Source organism: Psychrobacter sp. MES7-P7E (assembly GCF_002863645.1).
GTDB lineage: Bacteria > Pseudomonadota > Gammaproteobacteria > Pseudomonadales > Moraxellaceae > Psychrobacter.
On record NZ_PJBU01000075.1, the window covers coordinates 54,631 to 75,895 of the forward strand.

Below are 21,265 nucleotides of genomic sequence, written 5' to 3' on the forward strand. Positions count from 1 at the left end.
TTAAATGAACTTACTGGATAACTTAAGTTCGGATACGTTCTGTAATGTGTGATAGTTTCAGCATTATTGATACAAGAGCAATCAGGACTCGACTAACTTGAATCATACCCCAATTACCCCCATAATCTAACCACTTCTACATAATAAATAGCCTAAGCAAATATGCCCAATACTTCTAAGCCCAATATTCCTAAAAACAGCGATCCAGATACATCTACTGTAAATGAAACTCAAGATACTAAGAAGCCAGCAGTACCACTGGCGGATCTACCAGTACTTGCCAAGGATAGCTATTACTTAAGCCGTCTTGAGCGAGAACTGGCACGTGCTGCTGTATCTAAAAATAAAAAATCTGATCATGATTCTGAGCAAAAGAATAATTCAGATGATGTAATCGCCAAGAAACGTGCTCAGTACGAAAAAATCAAAACGCGTTCTCAAGAAGCTGTGCAGGCACGTATCGATAGTATTCCAAGTGATTTACCTACCAAGCTAAATTTAGATCTGCCTGTTAGCCAGCGCGCAGAAGACTTAGTACAAGCGATTATTGATAATCAAGTCATTATTGTCGCTGGTGAGACGGGTTCTGGTAAAACGACGCAGCTGCCTAAGCTTGCGATGCTGGCAGGGCGTGGTATCACAGGGCAGATAGGGCATACACAGCCGAGACGATTGGCTGCTCGTAGTGTGGCAAACCGTATCGTAGAAGAGTTGGGTGAGCCATTAGGTAATACTGTCAGTTTTAAGATTCGCTTCAATGAGCAAGGGACAGCGCAATCTGTTGTAAAGCTCATGACCGATGGTATTCTGCTCGCTGAGTTGGGTCATGATCGGTTCTTGAGTAAGTACGATACGATTATTATCGATGAGGCGCATGAGCGTAGTTTGAACATCGATTTTATTATGGGTTATCTCAAAAAGATGCTGCCCAAGCGCCCAGATTTAAAAGTCATTATTACCTCGGCGACCCTTGATACCAAGCGCTTTAGTGAGTATTTCAGCCATTATGATAACAAGCTAAAACGGCAAGTTCCTGCACCTATTTTTAATGTAGAAGGGCGTAGCTTTCCAGTAGAAGTCCGTTATCGTCCGTTGACAGATGAGCCAGTAAACAGCTCAGAGGATGACAGCTACGATGATTTTGAAGAGAACCTGCCGCGTGCTGTGGTTGCCGCTGTCGAAGAGTGCTTTAGCGATGCGCAGAGCAAAGGCCACGCCGATCAAGCTGATATTTTGATATTTGCTGCGACTGAAGCGGAGATTCGCGAAACGCAAGAGGTGCTTGAGCGTCATGGTCCGCGCCATACCGAAGTACTGCCACTATTTGCACGGCAGACTTACGAAGAGCAGCAGCGTATCTTTCAACCATCGGGTCGAGGTCGCCGTATTGTTATCGCGACCAACGTTGCTGAGACTGCATTGACCGTACCAGGTATCCGCTATGTGATTGACTTGGGTTTTGCGCGGATTTCGCGTTACTCGTATCGCTCGCGCGTACAGCGTTTACCGATTGAAGCAATTTCCCAAGCAGCGGCTAATCAGCGTAAAGGTCGCTGTGGCCGTGTTGCTCCAGGTGTTTGTATTCGTCTTTATAGTGAAGAAGATTTTAGTGGTCGCCCTGAGTTTACTGAGCCTGAAATTTTACGTACTAATTTAGCGTCAGTAATCCTACAAATGGCCAACCTACGTCTAGGTAGTGTAGATGACTTTGAATTCATTGAGCCGCCTGATAGCCGATTGGTTACTGATGGTCATAAATTGCTAGATGAATTGGGCGCTATTACCTCTAAGAAAGACATCGCTGCTCAGGACAAAACCAATAAACCAAAAGCTAAGAAAGGGCTTGATCATCTGCGTTTGACAGCAACTGGTCAGAAAATGGCACGTATGCCAATCGATCCAAGGCTAGCACGTATGCTGGTGGCTGGTTCTGATTTTGATTGTATTCGCGAAATGCTGATCGTTGTGGCAGCGCTTGCTGTACAGGATCCACGCGAGCGTCCTGCCAATAAACGCACGCAAGCGGATCAAAAGCATGCGGTCTTCCGTCAAGACGACTCTGACTTTTTGTTTTATCTGAGTCTATGGAAGGCGCTGTTTGAAAAAGATGAAGACGGCAATAAACTGTCTGGTAATCAGCGTAAGCAGTTTGCTAAGAAAAACTATTTAAGCTTCCCGCGTGTACGTGAGTGGCATCAGACACATCGTCAATTGGTACAAATGGTTACTGAACTGAAGTTAACTGATGTCAATGAGTCAAAAGCTGCTGATAAAAATGTGGCTGTCAATGATCCAACAGCGATCGAAGACGAAGAGCTAAAAGCGGTCAAATATGCCAATCTGCATAGAGCGTTATTGACGGGTTTATTGTCTATCATCGCGCACAAGACTGAAAGCCGCGGTGAGTATTTAGCGGCGCGTCAGCAAAAGGCCAAGATATTCCCAGCCAGTACGGTGTTTAAACAAATACCACCTTGGGTGATGGCGTTTGAAATGGTGGAGACTTCACAAGTCTTTATGCGTACTGTTGCCAAAATCGAACCAGAATGGATTATTTCAGCGGCAGGTGATTTGCTGAAATATCATTACTTTGAGCCACATTGGTCCAAAAAAACAGGACGCGTTAAAGCCTACGCACAGATCAGTCTGTTTGGGCTGATTATTATTAGTAAGCAGCTGACCAATTATGAGCAAGTCAATCTGGTCGAGTCACGAGAGATATTTATCCGTGATGGCTTGGTGACTGGTAACTTTGGTCGCAATGCACCATTTTTGCAACATAACATGGACAAGATTGCTCATGTTGAGCGTATCGAAGACAAGCTGCGCCGCCGCGATTTGTTGGTAGATGAAGAGACGCTCTATCAGTTCTATGATAAGAAAATCCCTGAGCACGTTGCCAGTCGTAAAGCGTTTGAGGATTGGCGTGCAGAAGTCGAAAAGCATGATGCCAAGCATCTATTCTTCACTGATAAAGATGTACTTAATAGCCAGGCGCCGACCACAGGGGACTTTCCAGAAGTGTGGAAGCTGGGCGATCTAAAGCTGCCGCTGCGTTATATTTTTGATCCCGCCAGCGATGATGATGGTGTGACCATACGTGTGCCGCTTGCCGCATTACCGCAGCTCGATGCGATTGAGCTACTGTGGGGCGTGCCCGGTTGGCGCTATGAACTGGTATTGCAGCTGCTCAAGTCGCTACCAAAAGAGATACGTCGCCAAATCGTACCGATACCCAATACTGCAGACAGTTTGTTTGATGAATTGCAGCCAAAGGGTGGGCAAGGATTACTGAAGCAGCTGTGTCAGGCGTTGCATCGTCGCGGTATTATGTCGGTGACGCCAGAGAACTTCAGTCCATCTACGATTGATCGTTATTTGCAGCCACAAATCTGCGTGGTCGATGAGAAAAACCGTATCATCGAAAAAGGCCGTGATCTACAAACTCTACAGATTCGTCATGCATCTGAGACCAGTCAAGCGGTAAATGAACAGCAAGGCGTGCATACTGAGTTCCCTGAGCATTTTGCTTTTAGCAAAAATCATCATAGCGCAGGTGTGGTGATGAAACAGTTTGCGGCACTCGTCGCTGATGAAGCGGGAGAAGCTGTATCGATTCATCAATATACTGATGTCAATGCAGCACTTCAAGCACATCGCATCGGGGTGCTGACTTTAATCAAAGGCAAACTTGGTGCAAAGAAAAAGCAGCTAACGAGCCAAATCGATAGCATATTTAAACTGGCATTTGCGCCACTTGGCGACATGGATAAACTCAAAACGATCGTTATAGATGCTGCGTTAGACGCGGCTCTCGAAGAGCACTATGTCTTATTTGATCACTCTGAAAATTTACCAGAAAGCGCCGATGACATCGCAGTTGGATTGAGCGAGGAGCTACCGTTTACCTCTGAAGAGTATGCCCAAACTCTTGAAGTGGTGGTGAATAACTTCTTATTAACTGGTCAAAGCGTTATCAAAACGCTTAAGAATGTCTACACTCGTTGGCAGCGTATTCGCCAAGGGTTACTGATGCTAGATCGCGAGATATTTGGTGAGTCTATCGATGATATCGAAGATCAACTAGAAGACTTACATTTGGCTGATTTTGTCTATCGGATGGATTATAGCCACTGGCAACAGTACCCACGCTATCTTGAAGCGTTACAGATTCGGCTAGAGCGTTTGGAGCACAACCTCGACGCCGACCTTGATGGTGTATACGCGCTTGATTTGCATATGGAGCGGCTAGCAGGACGTGCGGATAAAGAAGCCATCAGTGAGTATCGCTGGATGGTGGAAGAGTACCGTATTCAATTGTTTGCCCAGCCTATGAAAACACGTATGGCAGTATCGCCCAAGCGTCTAAGTAAGATGTGGGATAAGGTGAGTTAGGCTAAGTTTTAGTTTTGCGTGGTACGTGGAGTAAGCACTATTACCACTTTAAAACTATAAGCAAGTTTAAATTTGCTTCCCTTAATCGTCTCTAACTGATCTAGAAATCTTAATTTATTAATAGTGTTACATGTAAATATCTTTTGGAGCATAAAAATAAATGGAATATATCAGCTTTATTGATGAAAAGTTTGATGCTTCAATTACTTTGATATTATTGATGATTGTGCTTGTCTATATTGGAGTAACTAAATTTCCACATATTTTGGATGCTATTGACCGCTTAAAGTATGGAAAAATAGAACCTTTAGAGAAAGCATTGGAAAGTGAACATATAAATGAGCGTACTAAAACCTCTTTCAAAATGTTACTTCAGCATAATTACTTTCAGAAATTAACTGGGTTAGGGGTGAGTCAGTTAGAAAGAGAGAAGTTAATAGAGTTACATATTTTATCAGAAGGAGAGATTAGCTACGAAGAAATACGTGACATCATGTTTTATATCGATTTTGATAAAGAGAAAGGTGGATTTGTTCTAAATAAATATTCCGAAAAACTAAATGGCTATACTAGGTCGATGTCCTATATGTACATATTAGGCGGTACAGCTTTTTTAATATTAGCTTATCTAAATACTCAGGAAATTGATGATTTTAAGATTAGTCATCCTTATTTTTTACTTGTGGGGTTGCCAGCCTTATTTGCTTCTATAGTTCTTCTATACTCAGGCTTTGGTTCGTTAAATAACAATCGAAAAATAACAATGGCTCAAGATTTTATCAAGAAACAAAATCAAATTTTCAATAATAATCTTGAGAACGAAAGTGACTAGGTAAGTTAAGTAAGGTGCATCGATAAGTAATATCTCTTTGGATAATTTTCAATAATGCTACTATGGTAATTAGCATCTAAATAAAATATAAAAGGACGATTAAAATGTGGGATGAACGCTATAGCGGCACAGAGTTCGCATTTGGCACCGAACCTAATGATTTTTTGAGAGAGACATTTGAGCAGATACCTGTAGGTGGACACGTACTTTGTCTAGCAGAGGGCGAGGGTAGGAATGCAGTATTTTTAGCTGAGCAAGGCTTCACTGTAACTGCGATGGATATGTCCGAAGTAGGGTTAAACAAAGCGAACAAGTTGGCAAAAGATAGAGGGGTAGCTATCACTACGCAAGTAGCTGATTTAGCAGATTACAACTTTGGTCAGGATAAATGGGACGCTATAGTTTCTATCTGGGCACATGTACCTAAAACGGTACGTCAATATGTACATGCACAAGTTGGCACCGCTCTCAAGCCAGATGGCGTATTTATCGTCGAAGCTTATACAGAACGACAGCTTGAAACAGAGGCAGTCGGTGGACCACCAACCAGTCAAAGGGAGCGTTTTGGCGCTTTACAGAACTTTCAAAATGAGCTTGTAGGGCTGAACGAAGTGATTGGTGTAGAGAAGTTGCGTATGGTATCAGAAGGAAAGCGGCATCAAGGGCTTAGCGCTGTAGTACAGTTTGTTGGCAAAAAAGCCAGTAATTAAACGTTGTAAGTTAAATCTATTAGTCGTTTTAGTCGCTATATACATAGTTAGAAAAGATAGTTTGCAAACTATCTTCTCTATGAGCTATTAAGGCTTAATGTTTGATAGTTAGCGACTGGTATCTACTGTCTAGTATTTAATGATTGGTATTTAATGGCTAATCTTTTCTGTCAGTACACCCATGCTATAAAGTACATAGGCAATCACGGTTAATGCGACGATAAATGGAGTAAGCATCCAAATCACAATATTGATTAAAAGTGATGGTAGCAATCCATTGAACAATTCAATATCTGGTGCGAAAAAATCGGTCATGACATCGACTGCACGCTTAGCAATAGGGAATAGCAAAGTGCTAAAAGCTAACATATAAATATACTTGCTAAAGCCAGGGTCGCTCATGACTACCATAAAGTAGAACACTGTAAAAAACGTGATGCCAAGTGCCCAACATTTGAGAGTGTAGCTTAAACGAATCATGTTATCTCCTCCCTAAGCTTTCTATTGATCGCTTTACATCGATCGTATACAGAGTAAAGCTGCTCCTATACATTCATCATTTTAAATATACTATATATGTTATAATACGAATATATAGTCACGTCAACCAATTTTTCTATTTATTTAAAATACTCCATAAGTCATTCAATTTAAAAATGATGTTTTCTAAGGAAGAATTCCATAAATATAATAGTAAATAGCCTAAGCAAATTAAATTTATTCTATTAAAAAGTAAGATTATAATTACAACTCATTACTCGGGCTCACACCAAAAAATCGCTTATATTCTCGGCTGAACTGACTAGGGCTTTCGTAGCCTACTTGCATTGCTACTTTTGATATTTGCGCCCCATGCATCTTAATTAAGCGTCTGGCCTCCATTAAACGTAAGCTTTTTTGATACTGTAGCGGACTCAGCTGGGTTATTTCTTTAAAGTGCTGATGAAACCCTGAGACACTCATGCCGCATCTACTAGCCAAGCTCTCAACCATGATAGGTTCATCCAGATGTGCCTTTATCCAGTCAGTCGCTTGGGCAATGCGGTGTGTATGGCTACCGCTAACGACCAATTGCTTAAGTTTGTTGCCTTGTTCAGCCAAGAGTAGGCGATAGTATATTTCTTGTTGAATTAGAGAAGACAGAAAATCAATATCGTTTGGATAATTAAGCAAGCGTATCAATCGATCAAACGCGTCCATTATGGTGTCATCTAGGTGCCACTTTATCCCTAAATGGCTGCCCGCCATTGGTTGTGTGGTCGGTAGCTGCGCTAATACACCTCTAATCATGGCTAAATCTAATTTCATTGATAAAACAATGACAGGGTTTTTTATCGAAGCATGTTTAATATGCATACTTAGCGGTATATTAACTGGACAGAACATTAAGTTACTATTGTCAAACCTTTGACAGTCAGCACCTAAATAAATCTCGCGTTCTCCCTGCAATACAATACAAATACTTGGCTCTTGAATATAGCTTACGGCTTTGCTTGGTTTGTCCGCGCAGTAAAAGAACAAGCCTGAAACAGCGGACTCGATGGTTTTATTTCTAGGTAGTACTGCTAAAAGTTGGTCAATAGTCGTTTGATTCATCACGAGTGCTTATTTTATAGAGTTGCCTGATAGTATAAATATTTGTAGGATTAGGCAAGAGTTATAGAGGTTTGTTCTAACGTATAAATGCAGAGGATTCTATAATAATCTCATCGCAACAGCGTAAGTACGACCTCTAATAATATGAAACAAGGAATAATTACTCATGAAAATATTTTATAAAACGCGTGCAACCGCTACTGGTGGACGTTCTGGCCATACTGGATTAGACGATGGTTCTTTAGGATTTGACTTGGTATCTTTTCAAGAGCAAGACAAAGAAGGCGTGAATCCAGAACAGCTTTTTGCCATGGGTTACGCGGCTTGTTTTGATAGCGCTTTGAGCATGACTGCACAGCACATGAAATTGCCTGTTACCGCTTCAAAAACCTCTGCGCAAGTAGGTATCGGTATGAAAGCTGACGGTAGCTACAACCTAGAGATAGAGCTGTCTGTAGAAGTATCAGGTATTGATGAAGCGCAGGCGCAGCAGTTGATCGAAGCTACGCATCAGGTGTGCCCGTATTCTAATGCTACTCGCGGCAATGTCGATACTCGTCTAGAAGTTACTGTTGCTTAAATGCTGTTTTTCAACGACTGTTGACCGTAGACTAGCAATATTAAAATAATAACTCGAATATAAAACGCCTCGATTTATAAGAGTCGGGGCGTTTTATGTTGTCTGGTAGAATCATAAGCTGGAACTTTTTCTGAGCAGTTTAGCTAATGATAGGTTGTTAATAGCATTATTTTATACCGGTACTTTTTTATTTAAGGTAAACACCAAGACCGCGCCCAAAATGACTGTGCTTGCAACTATAAATGGCAAAGTTAGTTGCTCAGATAAAAATATCACACCTAGCAACGCAGCAATCACAGGGACACATAGCTGAACGATAGCGGCTTGTGTGTTTTTCAATAGTGGCATCGCTGTATACCAGATACTATAGCCCAACCCTGAGGCGATCGCTCCGGATGCACAGGCGAGTAGTACACCTTCAATGGTAATACCATCCAAATTGATATTTTTCAAACCTAAGTCATCTAGATACGTCATACCTACCAGTAGTAGTATAGGCACAGCGACTAAACTACGCACAAAATTAAACCCTGTCGCTCGCAGCGGTGAGACACATGATTTGCCGCGTATACTATATACTCCCCAAGCTATGCCGCTCATAGCCATTAACGCTGCAGCCAATGGTGACGGTATGGCAGCGGATGGCAACATCAGATATACAAACCCCGCCACTGCAACGACAAACGCTAACCATTGTAGCGCGCTGAGCTGTTCTTTTTTATAGATACCCCAGCCAATCATCGTCAGCTGAACCGCTGAAAACAAAATCAATGCCCCAGTGCTAGTATCCAGCTCTACATACGCAATTGAAAAGCACAGCGCATAAATCACCAAGCTGAGACTACTTAACCAACTGCCTTTGTCATTTAATATAGCGTGGACAGTAGATTCGTCATGATTAGACGTTTGGCGTCGCAGTCTGTAAGCATGTATAGCCATGATAATGCCTAGACAGGCCGTCGCACTCACTAGCCTGATGATGGTAAAGCTCCAAGCGTCGATATAGCCTTCTGCCAATGCCATTCGGCAAAACAGAGAGTTTGCGGCAAAGGCGATTAACGCAATAATGGTATAAATCGTGGCTTTCAAAAGTAATTCCTACAATGAATAAATGGCACAAAACAGGCAAACATAGGATTTTAGTTTTAGGTCTTAAGATACGCTGTTATAACGAACGTTTATTCTTAGCAAAGATAATAGATTTATAACTGATTAATCTAATCTATAGCCATTTCACAAGACAGGATATTTTGTCGTACTTATGGCAAAAAGTCTCTTTTAAATCAGAATAACGATAGTTGTATTGACGATAAGGTCTAAAAATAGGGATGATGTGCTTCGCGTCAAATGAACTATTAGAACAACACTCATGAAACACAATAATTAGATAAATAAATAGGAAAGATAGTATGAATTGGGCAAGTATTTTTATTCATGACACAACTTGGTGGTTTGCCGTAGAAATTTTAATACGTGTCACTGTAATGTTTGTATTAATTATCACATTTTTGCGATTCACTGGTAAGCGCGGCGTTCGTCAGCTTTCTATTTTTGAGTTAACCATCATTTTATCGTTAGGCTCTATCGCAGGTGATCCCATGTTCACCGAAGACCTGCCCATCATTCAAGCGGTATTAATCATGGGTACTGTCATTTCGCTCTATAGGCTTTGTACTTGGGCGATGATGAAATTTCAGCCTTTTGAAGACCTGCTAGAGGGGCGCTCAATGTATATTGTAGAAGATGGCATGCTGGTGCTTGATAAAATCAAAAAAGGTGAAATGTCACACGATGAGTTTTTTGCTGAAATGCGCCAACAAGGGGTTGAGCATTTAGGTCAAGTGCGTACTGGTTTGCTCGAAGCTGATGGCAATTTTAGTATTTTATTGCACACCTCTGAAAAAACAGACTACGGGATGCCGCTTTTCCCCAAGCAATACCGACCGGTCGAGCAAGTAGAAGCAGGTGTTTATTATGCTTGTATGTATTGCGGTTACGTTGATGAAATCTCTGACCCCAATCAGTGTTGCCCGCGCTGCGAGGATAATTGCAATAATTGGGCTAAAGCGTTAAACAATCATATCGTCAAATAATATGACTACTTGGCTGCCTTAGCTCAGTTAATAAGCTAAGGCAGCCAATTTTTTTCAAATTATCAGATAAAAACCTCTCATTTACTGACAGTTTGTCTGACTTTCTTTATACAGCGCATGGCTCTCATCATTTATGTCACTTTGTACCAGTCAAGTTTGCGAGTCATCACCATCACGCAGGCAAGTATCACAAAGCAGAATATCGCACCCAGTAATAGATTGAGATCTTCTGTACTTAAAATACCGAAAAACGCAGCATATAGCCCAGCAAGTGTCGCGGTAAAGATTACTGCCCGTTTTAAACCGCCAAATACATAATAGCTATACCAGCCAATAAGCCCAACACAAGCACTGGCCGCTACCATATAGGCTTGCCAAAATGCGATTTGTTCTGCAAGTGGTAGTAATAAGACATAAAAGACAAATAGTGCGCAGCCGACGAGCAGATACTGAATAGGGTGAATACGACTTGATTTGAGCACTTCAAATAAAAAGAAAGTGCCAAACGATACCAACATTAATAACAAGGCGTACTTCATGGCTCTTTCAGTTTGTAGATAGACATCGTTGGGGCTTGCAAAACTAACGCCAAAGCTGTTTAGCAGAACACTTTGATTACTACCAGCTACTGCTGTACTGTCTGTCGTCAGACCTCTTGATGCCTCAAGCGAATCAGGATTGTACGAATGACTATCGATATTGAGCGTTGATTCACTTATGACAGTACATTGATGGTTAGGCACGCTGAGACATTGAGAGAGGTACTGATTATTTGCAACGGTTAAATACTGATTTTGCCAACTGGCATCGAATCCTTTATTCATAATGTTCTTAGTGTTTGGTAATGCTTTACCGATAAAGTTTGGTGTCTGCCAGTCACTGTGCATAGATAGAGTAAAGTTCTGCCCAGTTGGGACAGTCGTTAAATCGCTAATGCCAGCTAACGGCAAGTCGATCACAATATTGAGTGCTTGATTGTCTTTAAGGTTGGGTAACTGGCTACTTACCCCTGATTTATCTAAATTTGTATCCTTTGAGCCTGCGACAACACGAGGTTCTTTATTCTGCTGGCTAGTAGGATTGATTAATTGCTCCAATACGTCTTCAGGAATATCTACTTCGACATAGCTTAAGTTCTCTATCATTGGTATCTGCGGATAGTTTGCTGCAATCGACTTTTGATTAATTGTGACAGTAGGCAGGGTGGCGACACCGCGCAAATCAGACACAGGAATGATAAGTTTTGCCTTGTTCCAGTGGGTAATGGTTTTGGCTAGCTGTGTCTTATCTGTATCATTGTCAATTGTAGTGCCAATCTGATCTAAATTTTCTAAAGTCTCAGCAAAGGTATAACTCTGATCGAATGTCAGCTGACCATCATAGCTAGTAGCGCTATAAATACCGCGTTTATAAGTGTCTGTGTTCACTTTTAGGTCTTGTGCAGCTTGCGTCTGAGAGGCAAAAATCGTCTCAATTTTCGAGTATGACGGTTCGCATTTGCTCTTTATATTTGGTGTATCAGATGCATTTGACTGACATGCCGGTGTGACTGTCGTGGGAATAGCGATAAATGGATTAATCACTTCTTGTGGATTGACATGCTGCTGTGTGATTTCTTTTATCACTGATTCTGCGTAGTATTGCCTCTCGTATATGATATCGCTAATCATAGTGAGCCCGATTGAAAAGACAATACAAAGTCCTACAATGATGGATAACTTAGTCAATAATGTTTTTTGCATGTTGTCGCCTCCTAAGTGCCTTTAATCCACAGCTGCCGAAATAGCAGACCGTGGTTTTAAAAGACATCATAGAGAGGGCATAACGAGAAGATGTGCAGGAAATATGGAAAAACAGTGAAAGGGCGAAAGTTGATATTTTCGGATAACTACTTTCAAGTGTTAATGCTTTTTTGTATCGCCAACGACTTTATCCATAATAGCGAATAACAAGCCAGACAATACAAAGGTCATATGAATAATAACCTTCCACATGAGTTTGTCGGCATCAAGTTCACTCATTCCGCTAGAGATATCCATAAAGGATTTCAAAAGGTCAATTGCCGAGATAGCGACGATCGCTCCGATGACTTTGAGCTTTAGACCCGAAAAGTCCACTTTGCCCATCCAGCTAGGACGATCATCATGGGTGCCAGTATCGATTTTTGAGACAAAAATCTCATAGCCACTGAATATAATGATAAGCAGTAAACTGGCAACTAGAGAGATATCAACCAATACCAATATATCTACAATCACACTGGCTTCAGAAGCCGTCAGAATGTCAGCAAACATGTGCCATAGTTTTTGGACAAACTTAATAAATAATAAAATAATGCCTAGCACTAATCCTAGATAAAAAGGCGCCAGTATCCAGCGGCTATTAAATATGGTTTTTTCTAAATAAAGCTCAAACTTCTTTAGCATGGGTATCTCTTAGGTTTCAAATACAAAAAAGTTTTAAAGACAAGAACGTCTTAAAGACACAAATATGAATAATTTTTTGGGTATAGCTATTTAGCTTTAGTCAGGCGATATATTATCTATATTAGCGAGCTGCGCTACTACTTGCTGAACGCGCGCTTTTCTATCGCCACTAATGCGTTGAAATGGTTTTTGATGCTTGCTTAATTGACTGGCGAAATAGTCGCTTATCTCATCGCGTTGGTGTGGACTGTCTCGCAGGTCATCAGCCACCCATGGCGTATCAACCTCAGTCAATAATATCAAATCATAGTGATGCGCCAACGCTGCTTGCTCAAGGGTCGTAGGGCAGTCGCCATAATACCAATAAGAATAAACCATCAGCTCAAACAAACTGGTATCGCAAAACAAATAATGACTGGCATTAGACGACTGAGCGACTTGTTTGGCTAAGGTATTCTCTAGTGTAACCTGCCCCTGTGCGATAGGGAGCAGATCTTCCCACGTACAAGTCAGCTGCTCATCATCCCACTTTGCCTGTAAGTAGGTGCGCATGTATTCTGACACCCAAGGAGTATCAAAATGCTCGGCCAAATCACGACATAAGGTCGTCTTACCCGTACTTTCTGCCCCTAAAACCGCGACGTTGATGACAGATTTAGGCGTATGCTGCTCGAGGTTGTACACGGTAGCGTCGTTGCCATTCATAGTATGCCCAGATTGCGATAAGAGTGAAGACTACATATTGTAGCGCGGTAAAAGTAAAACCTTTATAGAAGTATAGTGGTACCGATATCGCATCAGCGATGATCCAGAGTATCCAATGCTCGATTTTGCGCCGTGCCATGAGCCACATTGCCATCAAAAATAAAGCAGTAGTGAGCATGTCAGTATAATCGACCCAAGTAAATAGATGGATTCCAAGTACCGCACCATCGAAACTGAAGCCATTATTAATCACTGGACGGAAGTAATAAACCAATCCTACAAAAGCTATCGTTCCTGCTGCCAAAGCAGATAGTATCGGGATGTCACCTGCATGCAAATGCTCAATACGGACATTATTGGCATTTGACTGCTTGTGCTCAACAGACTGGTTTTTCTTATTCTTTGACCAGTTAATCCAGCCATACAAGCTCATCACGGTATAGTAAGCATTGATGAACATATCGCCAAACAGCTGCCACTTCCACAGTAGGTACACAAATATAGCAGTGCTGACCAGACCGATAGGGAAGACTAAAATATTGGTTTTGCTGGCGAGTAAGACACTTGCTACGCCGAAGACAACGGCAATCAGTTCAAGAATGATGAATATTGTAGAGTAGTCAGCGTATTGACCAAATAACCAGTTGAGAAGTTCTGCCATTAGTATTCCTAAATATGAGCGCGTATCAATATTCTGAATAATCAAGATAGTTCGATGAATAGTACAGACCAAAATGATGCTAATTATAACGTAGCTATCGAAAAAGGACGGCAGTCTTTGCTAATTTATGGCAAGAAACAGATTATTTGTAACAAAGTATTAGAAAAATTATAATATTCAGGCATAATAAACACACTGATTTTAAGTTTACAGTTATTCACTGAATTTGAATGGCTATTATTTTTCCACTTTTATGCTTATTCTAAGCACCACAGTAGTAGACAAGGAAGCTTATCATGACGACTTGTATCACAGGCACTGGTCTTTATATCCCACCTTACAGCATTAGTAACGAAGAGCTAGTTGAGTCATTTAACCAGTATGTTGAAAACTATAATACCGAACATGCTGAAGAGATAGCTGCAGAGACAGTGACGGCACTTGAGCCTTCTTCAGCTGCTTTCATCGAAAAAGTATCTGGTATCAAATCACGTTATGTGATGGAAAAAGAAGGTATCTTAAATACTGAAATCATGGCGCCAGTTATCCCTTACCGCAACTTGGGCGAAGAGTTGTCAGTCATGGCCGAAATGGGTGCAGCAGCACTGAGAGACGCTTTGGCTGATGCTGGACTTGAGGCCAACGACTTAGATGGTATCATCCTTGCTTGCTCAAACTTCCAACGTACTTATCCTGCGGTTGCTATCGAAATCCAAAACGAAATTGGTATGATTGGCGGCTTTGCTTATGATATGAACGTTGCGTGTAGTGCGGCGACGTTTGGTCTGTCACAAGCACATGGTTCTATCATCTCTGGTTTGGCCAAGCGTATTGCTGTGGTCAACGTTGAGATTACCTCAGCGCATCTAAACTGGCGCAACCGTGACAGCCACTTTATCTTCGGTGATGTAGCGACTGCTTCTATCGTTGAAGAATTAGATACGCCAAAAGGTTATGAGATTCTAAACTCTAAGCTATTTACTCAGTTTTCGACCAACATTAAAAACGAATATGGCTTTATGGATCGCTCAGAGTATCTAGCAGCACAGACTGAAATGTATCCAGATATCAAAGCACCGGTCACTGACAAGCTGTTTTTGCAAAACGGTCGTAAAGTATTCCGTGAAGTCTGTCCGAAAGTGTCAGAGATTATCACTGAGCACTTGCAAGAAAACGACATCCCAACATCTGATGTTAAGATGATGTGGTTGCATCAAGCCAATGCCAATATGTTGGATTTGATTCTACGTACCGTGGTTGGTAAAGATGCCGATAAATCGATTGCTCCGAGTGTTATTGCTGAATTTGCCAATACTAGCTCAGCGAGTCCTATGATTGTATTCCATCGCCACAAAGATGACTTAGTATCAGGCGATCTGGGCGTTATTTGCTCATTTGGTGCAGGTTACTCTATTGGATCGGTCTTAGTTCGCAAGGTCTAATACTTTGACTACTTGTTTTGATAAAAATAGCTAAGAATATTCTTAGCTATTTTTTTGTCTGTTGTTTTTGCTATTGAAATTAAGCTGTGACATCTAAATATAAACAGAGATGTTGGAGAAGATAACATCGAGATTACCGACAATATCAACAAGAATGATTAGAGGTTTTAATTTACCCCAAAAAATTTGCTATAATCACGAGCTTATTCCTCTTATCTAATTAAAAGTCCTTTTATGAAAGAATCCTTACGCCTGCGTTTAGACCAGATGGTAGACCGTTATGAAGAGGTCACCGCTTTATTATCAGATCCTAGTGTCATTAGTGATAATAATAAGTTCCGTGAATTGTCTGTTGAGCACAGCGACTTGATGGAGATCACGACGCTGTGGCAAAACTACGTGGGTGCAGAAACGGATCAGGCTGATGCAGAAGCGATGCTAGCCGATGCAACAGATCCTGACATGAAAGAGATGATGATCGATGAGATTGAGAGTGCGCGTGATACCATCGTAGAGATGGAAGAAGCGCTTAATCTGATGATGCTACCAAAAGATCCTAACGATAAAGTACCAGCATTTTTAGAGATTCGTGCAGGGACAGGTGGCGATGAAGCAGCGATTTTCTCTGGTGACTTGTTCCGTATGTACCAAAAATACGCGCAGAGCCAAGGCTGGACACTAGAAGTGCTCTCTGCAAATGAAGGTGAGCATGGCGGTTATAAAGAAATCATCACTCGTGTATCTGGCAATAGTGTATATGGTCGTCTAAAGTTTGAATCAGGCGCTCACCGCGTACAGCGTGTCCCTGAAACCGAGAGCCAAGGTCGTGTGCATACGTCAGCTTGTACGGTTGCGGTCATGCCGGAAGTTGAGATTGATGATACCGTCGATATCAATCCTGCTGATATCAAAATGGATACTTTCCGCTCAAGCGGCGCTGGTGGTCAGCACGTGAACACGACTGACTCTGCCGTACGTTTGACACACATTCCGACAGGTACCGTGGTAGAGTGTCAGCAAGAGCGTAGCCAACACAAAAACCGTGCGCATGCTATGAAAATGCTGGTCTCTAAAATTCAACAAGCCAAAGTGCAAGCACAGGTCGATGTGGCGGACTCTATACGTCGTGACTTGGTCGGTAGTGGCGATCGCTCTGAGCGTATCCGTACCTATAATTTTCCACAAGGTCGTATGACCGATCACCGTATCAACCTTACCTTATACAAGCTTGATTCCATTATGGAAGGCGACTTGGACGAGATTCTTGATGCACTACTGCGTGAGCATCAGGCTGATTTGATGGCCAGTATCGGTGGCAATGACTAGTAGCTAGTCTTTAAGAGTACCAGTAGTTTTATCGTTTTTATCACCATGTCTGTTCTTATAATAATAAGTATTGATTTAATTTTTCTGTTTTCGTTTATCCATTTAATTACCTAAAAATATTGAGAGTGTTATGTCAAAGCACAATAATCAGAACCAAGATCAAACCCCAGTCGTAGAAGATGCTAACGAGCTAATCGCACAACTGCAAGCCAAGCTAGATGATATCAGTGCTTCAGGTAAACAGCCGTATCCTAATACGTTCAAACGCACTGATTATGCGCAAGACTTACAGACGGCTTTTGATGGTGTCTCAAAGCAGGAAATTGAAGAAAAAGCAGCGAATGGTGAAAAAACACAGGTCAACGTGGCAGGTCGAGTCATGCTTAACCGTGGTTCGTTTATCGTGATCCAAGACATGACAGGCCGTATTCAGTTATATGTAGCACGTAAAGAGCTTGATGAGGAAACGCGTGCGAGCATCAAATCACTAGATTTGGGTGACATCGTTGGTGTATCAGGCTATATCGGTCGCTCAGGTAAAGGCGATTTGTATGTGCATATTGAAGAAATTACGCTACTGACCAAATCACTACGTCCAATGCCAAACAAGTTCCATGGTTTGGCTGATGTCGAAGCGCGCTATCGTAATCGTCATCTTGATTTGATGACCAATGAGACGACTCGCAATACCTTTATGGTTCGTAGTCAGATCGTTAGTGGTATTCGTCAATTTATGCTTAATGAACGTTTTATGGAAGTTGAAACGCCAATGATGCATCCGATACCAGGCGGCGCAGTAGCTCGTCCGTTTGAGACACATCATAATGCATTAGACATGCCTTTATATCTACGTATCGCGCCTGAGCTTTATCTTAAGCGTCTGGTCGTTGGCGGGTTCGAGCGCGTATTTGAGATTAACCGTAGTTTCCGTAATGAAGGGGTTTCAACCCGTCATAACCCAGAATTTACCATGATTGAGTTCTATCAAGCCTACGCTGATTATCATGACCTGATGGATTTGACTGAGCGTCTGTTTAATCAGTTAGCAATAGATGTGTTGGGTACAACAGAGCTGACTTATCAAGAGGAAGCCATTAGCCTAAAAGCACCATTTGCTCGTCTATCAATGTCTGATGCGATTGCAAAATATGCTGAAAACTTTGACATGACACGTATCAATGATCGTGAATACCTAGCAGAATATGCATCTACGACACTTAAGCAACAAGTCAAAGATGTGTTCGGTGTGGGTAAACTACAAACGATTATCTTTGAAGAAACGGCTGAGCATCAATTACGTCAGCCAACGTTCATCACTGAGTACCCAGCTGAGACCTCGCCACTAGCGCGTCGTAGTGATGACAATCCTGAGATTACCGATCGCTTTGAGCTGTTCGTTGGTGGTCGTGAGTTGGCTAATGGCTTCAGTGAGCTTAATGACCCAGCAGACCAAGCCGAGCGTTTCCGTGGTCAGGTTGCTGAAAAAGACGCGGGCGATGATGAAGCTATGCATTTCGATGAAGAGTATATCGAAGCATTGTCTTATGGTTTGCCACCGACAGCCGGTGAGGGTATTGGTATTGACCGTCTAGTAATGCTATTTACCGACTCTGCTAGTATCCGTGATGTGATCTTGTTCCCGCATATGCGCCGCAAACAAGATAGCTAAGGTGGATTTGCTTGCTATAAATCCAAACTGATACTTAACTCAGCATAAAAAGCTTTTGCTCATTTTCACAGAATGGGTATCAGCTTTTTTGTGAAATATCGTTTATAGAGGTATTATGGATATTCAGCAAGCATCACATGCGCCATGGCAAAAAATGATTCAGCAATGTTTTTTATCATTGTATGAGTTGCCTGATGACAAAATCACTGACTCTGATCATTTTCAGGGTCATGATTTTGTTTTTGAGTTTTCTGGCGCTACTATTTATCTGCTCGTCAATACGGTTGTGATGCAAGCGAATAGACAAGAAGTGGATAATCCTAGAGTTCGTGAGTGGAGAAAAGAAGTTGTTAACCAACTCATCAAACGCCACGCTCAGATTTATCAAAAAAACGATAGCCTAGTTGTAGATAGAAGTGCCGCGACAACTGATAAAGCAGTTTATTTTATTGGCTTGACGTCATTGTCTATTAATCATCAAGACGATCAGTCGGGCCATTCATCTTATGCAGTTGGCTACGAATATGGCAGTCGGTTTTTTGCAGAGGATTGTGTTTTAGACTTAGATGATGAGCAAAATATCTTACAAGTCTTTAGTCATCAAAACTTCGTTGATATCCTCAATCAGTTGGTTACTCCAAGTGATTTGACAACCTTTTTAGACTTCCATCGTCGTCAACTATCTAGCTTTGCATCATTTCAAAACGAATCGACATTGCTTAAACAGTTTCTACAATCACCTGACTTTCACCAAAGAGCGATTAGGGTACAAGAACAGCTAATTGATAACGAGTTAATTGAGCAAGTTGAATTACGCTTACTTAAAGCAGTAGAGCCGAATCAGACCGTGTATGCCGATGCCTTAATGGCTGAGATGCAAAAAAATACTGGAATGTGGTTCAAGCTATTCAACAGTGTGCTTGAGCGTTATTATGAAGCGGGTAGACCTTTACCAAATAAGCAGATTGATATTTTGGTAGATGAGTCAATGTATACCTATGCATGTCTAGTAGAAAAAATCTTAGCTTATAGAACCATGGATCAAGACTCGCGCTGGAATGGTTATGTCCGTCATGAGCATTCTTATCATGTATTTGGACGCCATTATCTCATGGTGTTTTATGCGCAAGACGATAGCAGTTCGCTAAGCGCAGAGAATGTTCGGCTCTCTTATAAAGATTTATTGTCAGATATCAATGTCCAGTTACAAGAGCCAGTAATGGATGATTTGTTTTTACTGGGCGTAGAGTTTAGGCCATGCGAAAACAGTGTAAATACTGAGGTTTATCTGGATATATTTCATCAAGCAGGCTCATTGATTGATGAAAGCACTCAACGCTTATATGACCGTTTGGCTCAACTTCAAGCTCAGTTATAACCTAAACATAGTACGATTCACTAACCCGACGCTTCCTTTATATTTGTATTATTTACATTGGCATTTCTTATGACGCAGCAATATCAAGTTTTAGCTCGCAAATACCGACCAAAAAACTTTCACGAGCTGATTGGGCAGACGCATGTGTCTCAAGCGCTAATTAATGCGATTGATTATAATCGTTTGCATCATGCCTATCTGTTTACAGGTACGCGCGGTGTGGGTAAGACAACGATTGCGCGTATTTTATCTAAATGCTTGAACTGTGATACTGGTATTACTAGTACTCCTTGCGGTGTATGTGATAACTGCGTTGCTATTGATCAGGGGCGTTTCATTGATCTTATCGAGATTGATGCCGCATCTCGTACCAAGGTCGAAGACACGCGTGAGCTATTAGACAATGTGCCTTATGCGCCAAGCCAAGGGCGTTATAAGGTCTATCTGATTGATGAAGTACATATGCTGTCTACGCACAGCTTTAACGCGCTATTAAAAACGTTAGAAGAGCCACCTGAACATGTGAAGTTTTTATTAGCGACGACTGATCCACAAAAGCTACCAATTACGATTATTTCGCGCTGCTTGCAGTTTGTACTGCGACCATTACCTCAAACGTTACTTAGCGAGCACTTGGCAAATATCTTGACCAAAGAGCAGGTAGGCTATACTCAGCCAGCCATTTGGCAGTTGGCAAGTGCAGCCAAGGGTTCTGTACGTGATGCGCTATCATTGACCGATCAAGCCATTGCTTTTGGTCAAGGCGCACTGGATGATGCGACTGTCAACGCAATGCTTGGCCTCATTGATGCCGCTGACTTAGTGCGTCTAATCACAGATATTTATAATCATGATAAGTCGGCGGTTGCTGCTCATATTGAACAAATGCGCGCGCAAATGGTCGATGCGACTAGTATGTTTGATGGGCTCGCTGAGCTGTTACATCAGTTGGCATTGACCCAACTGTTGCCTGAGGTGGCTCTCAATGTCAATGAGGCGCAAGCAAAAGATATTTATACGCTAGCTCAGCATATTAGCCCTGATGTCCTGCAGCTGTATTATGAGATTGTTGTACAAGCCCGTGAAGGTGTTAAGTTGGCAAGTACACCGATGCAAGCGCTTGAGATGTGCATTTTGCGTTTACTGGCGTTTCGTCCATTACCAGTCGATGAAGTCTTGAGCAATACTTATGATAGTGATGGGTCTGCTACCAAAGTACCAGCTATAGAACCAGTATCTTCTACATCAGCTCCAGATGCTGTTGCACATGAAGCGTCAGCACCGCCGCCAGAGCTTTATAATGCTGATTATCAGACACCAAGTCACGATGAGCTGCAAAGCGGTATTGATTATAATGACAATTTAGCACAGTCAATGACTAGTGCTATGCCTGAACCAGTTGTTGAGCCTGAACCAGTTGTTGAGCCTGAACCAGTTGTTGAGCCTGAACCA

Annotated in this window: 17 protein-coding genes; 10 read left to right on the plus strand and 7 right to left on the minus strand. The window is 41.9% G+C overall.

All coding sequences use genetic code 11. From position 1 onward, the window contains the following. Positions 1 to 162: 162 nt before the first annotated feature. The 3 genes from hrpA (at position 163) to CXF62_RS04090 (ending at position 5,937) form a co-directional block, all read left to right on the plus strand. Complete coding sequence (hrpA, locus tag CXF62_RS04080) at positions 163 to 4,395, plus strand: ATP-dependent RNA helicase HrpA (RefSeq protein ID WP_228153159.1); 4,233 nt, start codon at positions 163 to 165, stop codon at positions 4,393 to 4,395. A 160-nt stretch (positions 4,396 to 4,555) separates the two neighbouring features. After that, complete coding sequence (locus CXF62_RS04085; protein ID WP_102093021.1) at positions 4,556 to 5,227, plus strand: hypothetical protein; 672 nt, start codon at positions 4,556 to 4,558, stop codon at positions 5,225 to 5,227. A gap of 104 nt (positions 5,228 to 5,331) precedes the next feature. Beyond that, positions 5,332 to 5,937, plus strand: coding sequence for a class I SAM-dependent methyltransferase (locus tag CXF62_RS04090; protein WP_102093022.1), 606 nt, complete (start codon positions 5,332 to 5,334; stop codon positions 5,935 to 5,937). A 150-nt stretch (positions 5,938 to 6,087) separates the two neighbouring features. Here the strand turns inward: CXF62_RS04090 and CXF62_RS04095 are convergent, their stop codons facing one another. After that, positions 6,088 to 6,417, minus strand: a complete 330-nt coding sequence (locus CXF62_RS04095) for a hypothetical protein (protein ID WP_102091713.1) — start codon at positions 6,415 to 6,417, stop codon at positions 6,088 to 6,090. A gap of 264 nt (positions 6,418 to 6,681) precedes the next feature. Further along, positions 6,682 to 7,533, minus strand: a complete 852-nt coding sequence (locus CXF62_RS04100; RefSeq protein WP_102093023.1) for an AraC family transcriptional regulator — start codon at positions 7,531 to 7,533, stop codon at positions 6,682 to 6,684. A 166-nt stretch (positions 7,534 to 7,699) separates the two neighbouring features. Between CXF62_RS04100 and CXF62_RS04105 the strand changes: the two genes are divergently transcribed. Continuing rightward, positions 7,700 to 8,113: an organic hydroperoxide resistance protein gene (locus tag CXF62_RS04105; RefSeq protein WP_101204365.1), complete on the plus strand. Its 414-nt coding sequence runs from the start codon at positions 7,700 to 7,702 to the stop codon at positions 8,111 to 8,113. A gap of 171 nt (positions 8,114 to 8,284) precedes the next feature. On the opposite strand, the gene CXF62_RS04110 is transcribed toward CXF62_RS04105, so the two are convergent. After that, on the minus strand, positions 8,285 to 9,202 hold the full coding sequence (locus CXF62_RS04110) for a DMT family transporter (protein WP_102093024.1): 918 nt from the start codon (positions 9,200 to 9,202) through the stop codon (positions 8,285 to 8,287). A 320-nt stretch (positions 9,203 to 9,522) separates the two neighbouring features. Here CXF62_RS04110 and CXF62_RS04115 point away from each other — a divergent pair, with 320 nt between their 5' ends. Continuing rightward, positions 9,523 to 10,206, plus strand: coding sequence for a DUF421 domain-containing protein (locus CXF62_RS04115; RefSeq protein WP_102093025.1), 684 nt, complete (start codon positions 9,523 to 9,525; stop codon positions 10,204 to 10,206). A 131-nt stretch (positions 10,207 to 10,337) separates the two neighbouring features. Here the strand turns inward: CXF62_RS04115 and creD are convergent, their stop codons facing one another. From creD to pnuC, 4 genes are all read right to left on the minus strand, one after another. Beyond that, entirely contained in the window at positions 10,338 to 11,948 is a 1,611-nt protein-coding gene (creD, locus tag CXF62_RS04120) for a cell envelope integrity protein CreD (protein WP_102093026.1), read from the minus strand. Positions 11,949 to 12,107: 159 nt separating this feature from the next. Continuing rightward, on the minus strand, positions 12,108 to 12,632 hold the full coding sequence (locus tag CXF62_RS04125) for a TIGR00645 family protein (RefSeq protein ID WP_102093027.1): 525 nt from the start codon (positions 12,630 to 12,632) through the stop codon (positions 12,108 to 12,110). A 96-nt stretch (positions 12,633 to 12,728) separates the two neighbouring features. After that, positions 12,729 to 13,316 (minus strand): AAA family ATPase, encoded by a 588-nt coding sequence (locus CXF62_RS04130; protein WP_228153160.1) that lies wholly within the window; start codon positions 13,314 to 13,316, stop codon positions 12,729 to 12,731. Beyond that, complete coding sequence (gene pnuC, locus CXF62_RS04135) at positions 13,288 to 13,998, minus strand: nicotinamide riboside transporter PnuC (RefSeq protein ID WP_102093029.1); 711 nt, start codon at positions 13,996 to 13,998, stop codon at positions 13,288 to 13,290. Before pnuC ends, CXF62_RS04130 begins: the two co-directional genes overlap by 29 nt. Positions 13,999 to 14,294: 296 nt before the next feature. Here pnuC and CXF62_RS04140 point away from each other — a divergent pair, with 296 nt between their 5' ends. The 5 genes from CXF62_RS04140 to dnaX all read left to right on the plus strand — a co-directional run. Next, on the plus strand, positions 14,295 to 15,440 hold the full coding sequence (locus tag CXF62_RS04140) for a beta-ketoacyl-ACP synthase III (RefSeq protein ID WP_057760302.1): 1,146 nt from the start codon (positions 14,295 to 14,297) through the stop codon (positions 15,438 to 15,440). Between the two features lie 234 nt (positions 15,441 to 15,674). Beyond that, positions 15,675 to 16,766: a peptide chain release factor 1 gene (gene prfA, locus CXF62_RS04145; protein WP_057760300.1), complete on the plus strand. Its 1,092-nt coding sequence runs from the start codon at positions 15,675 to 15,677 to the stop codon at positions 16,764 to 16,766. 130 nt (positions 16,767 to 16,896) lie between these two features. Continuing rightward, complete coding sequence (lysS, locus tag CXF62_RS04150; protein ID WP_102090341.1) at positions 16,897 to 18,435, plus strand: lysine--tRNA ligase; 1,539 nt, start codon at positions 16,897 to 16,899, stop codon at positions 18,433 to 18,435. 115 nt (positions 18,436 to 18,550) lie between these two features. Further along, entirely contained in the window at positions 18,551 to 19,813 is a 1,263-nt protein-coding gene (locus CXF62_RS04155; RefSeq protein WP_102093030.1) for a hypothetical protein, read from the plus strand. A 69-nt stretch (positions 19,814 to 19,882) separates the two neighbouring features. Next, positions 19,883 to 21,265: DNA polymerase III subunit gamma/tau (dnaX, locus tag CXF62_RS04160; RefSeq protein WP_228153161.1), on the plus strand; the 1,383-nt coding region annotated here is incomplete at its 3' end.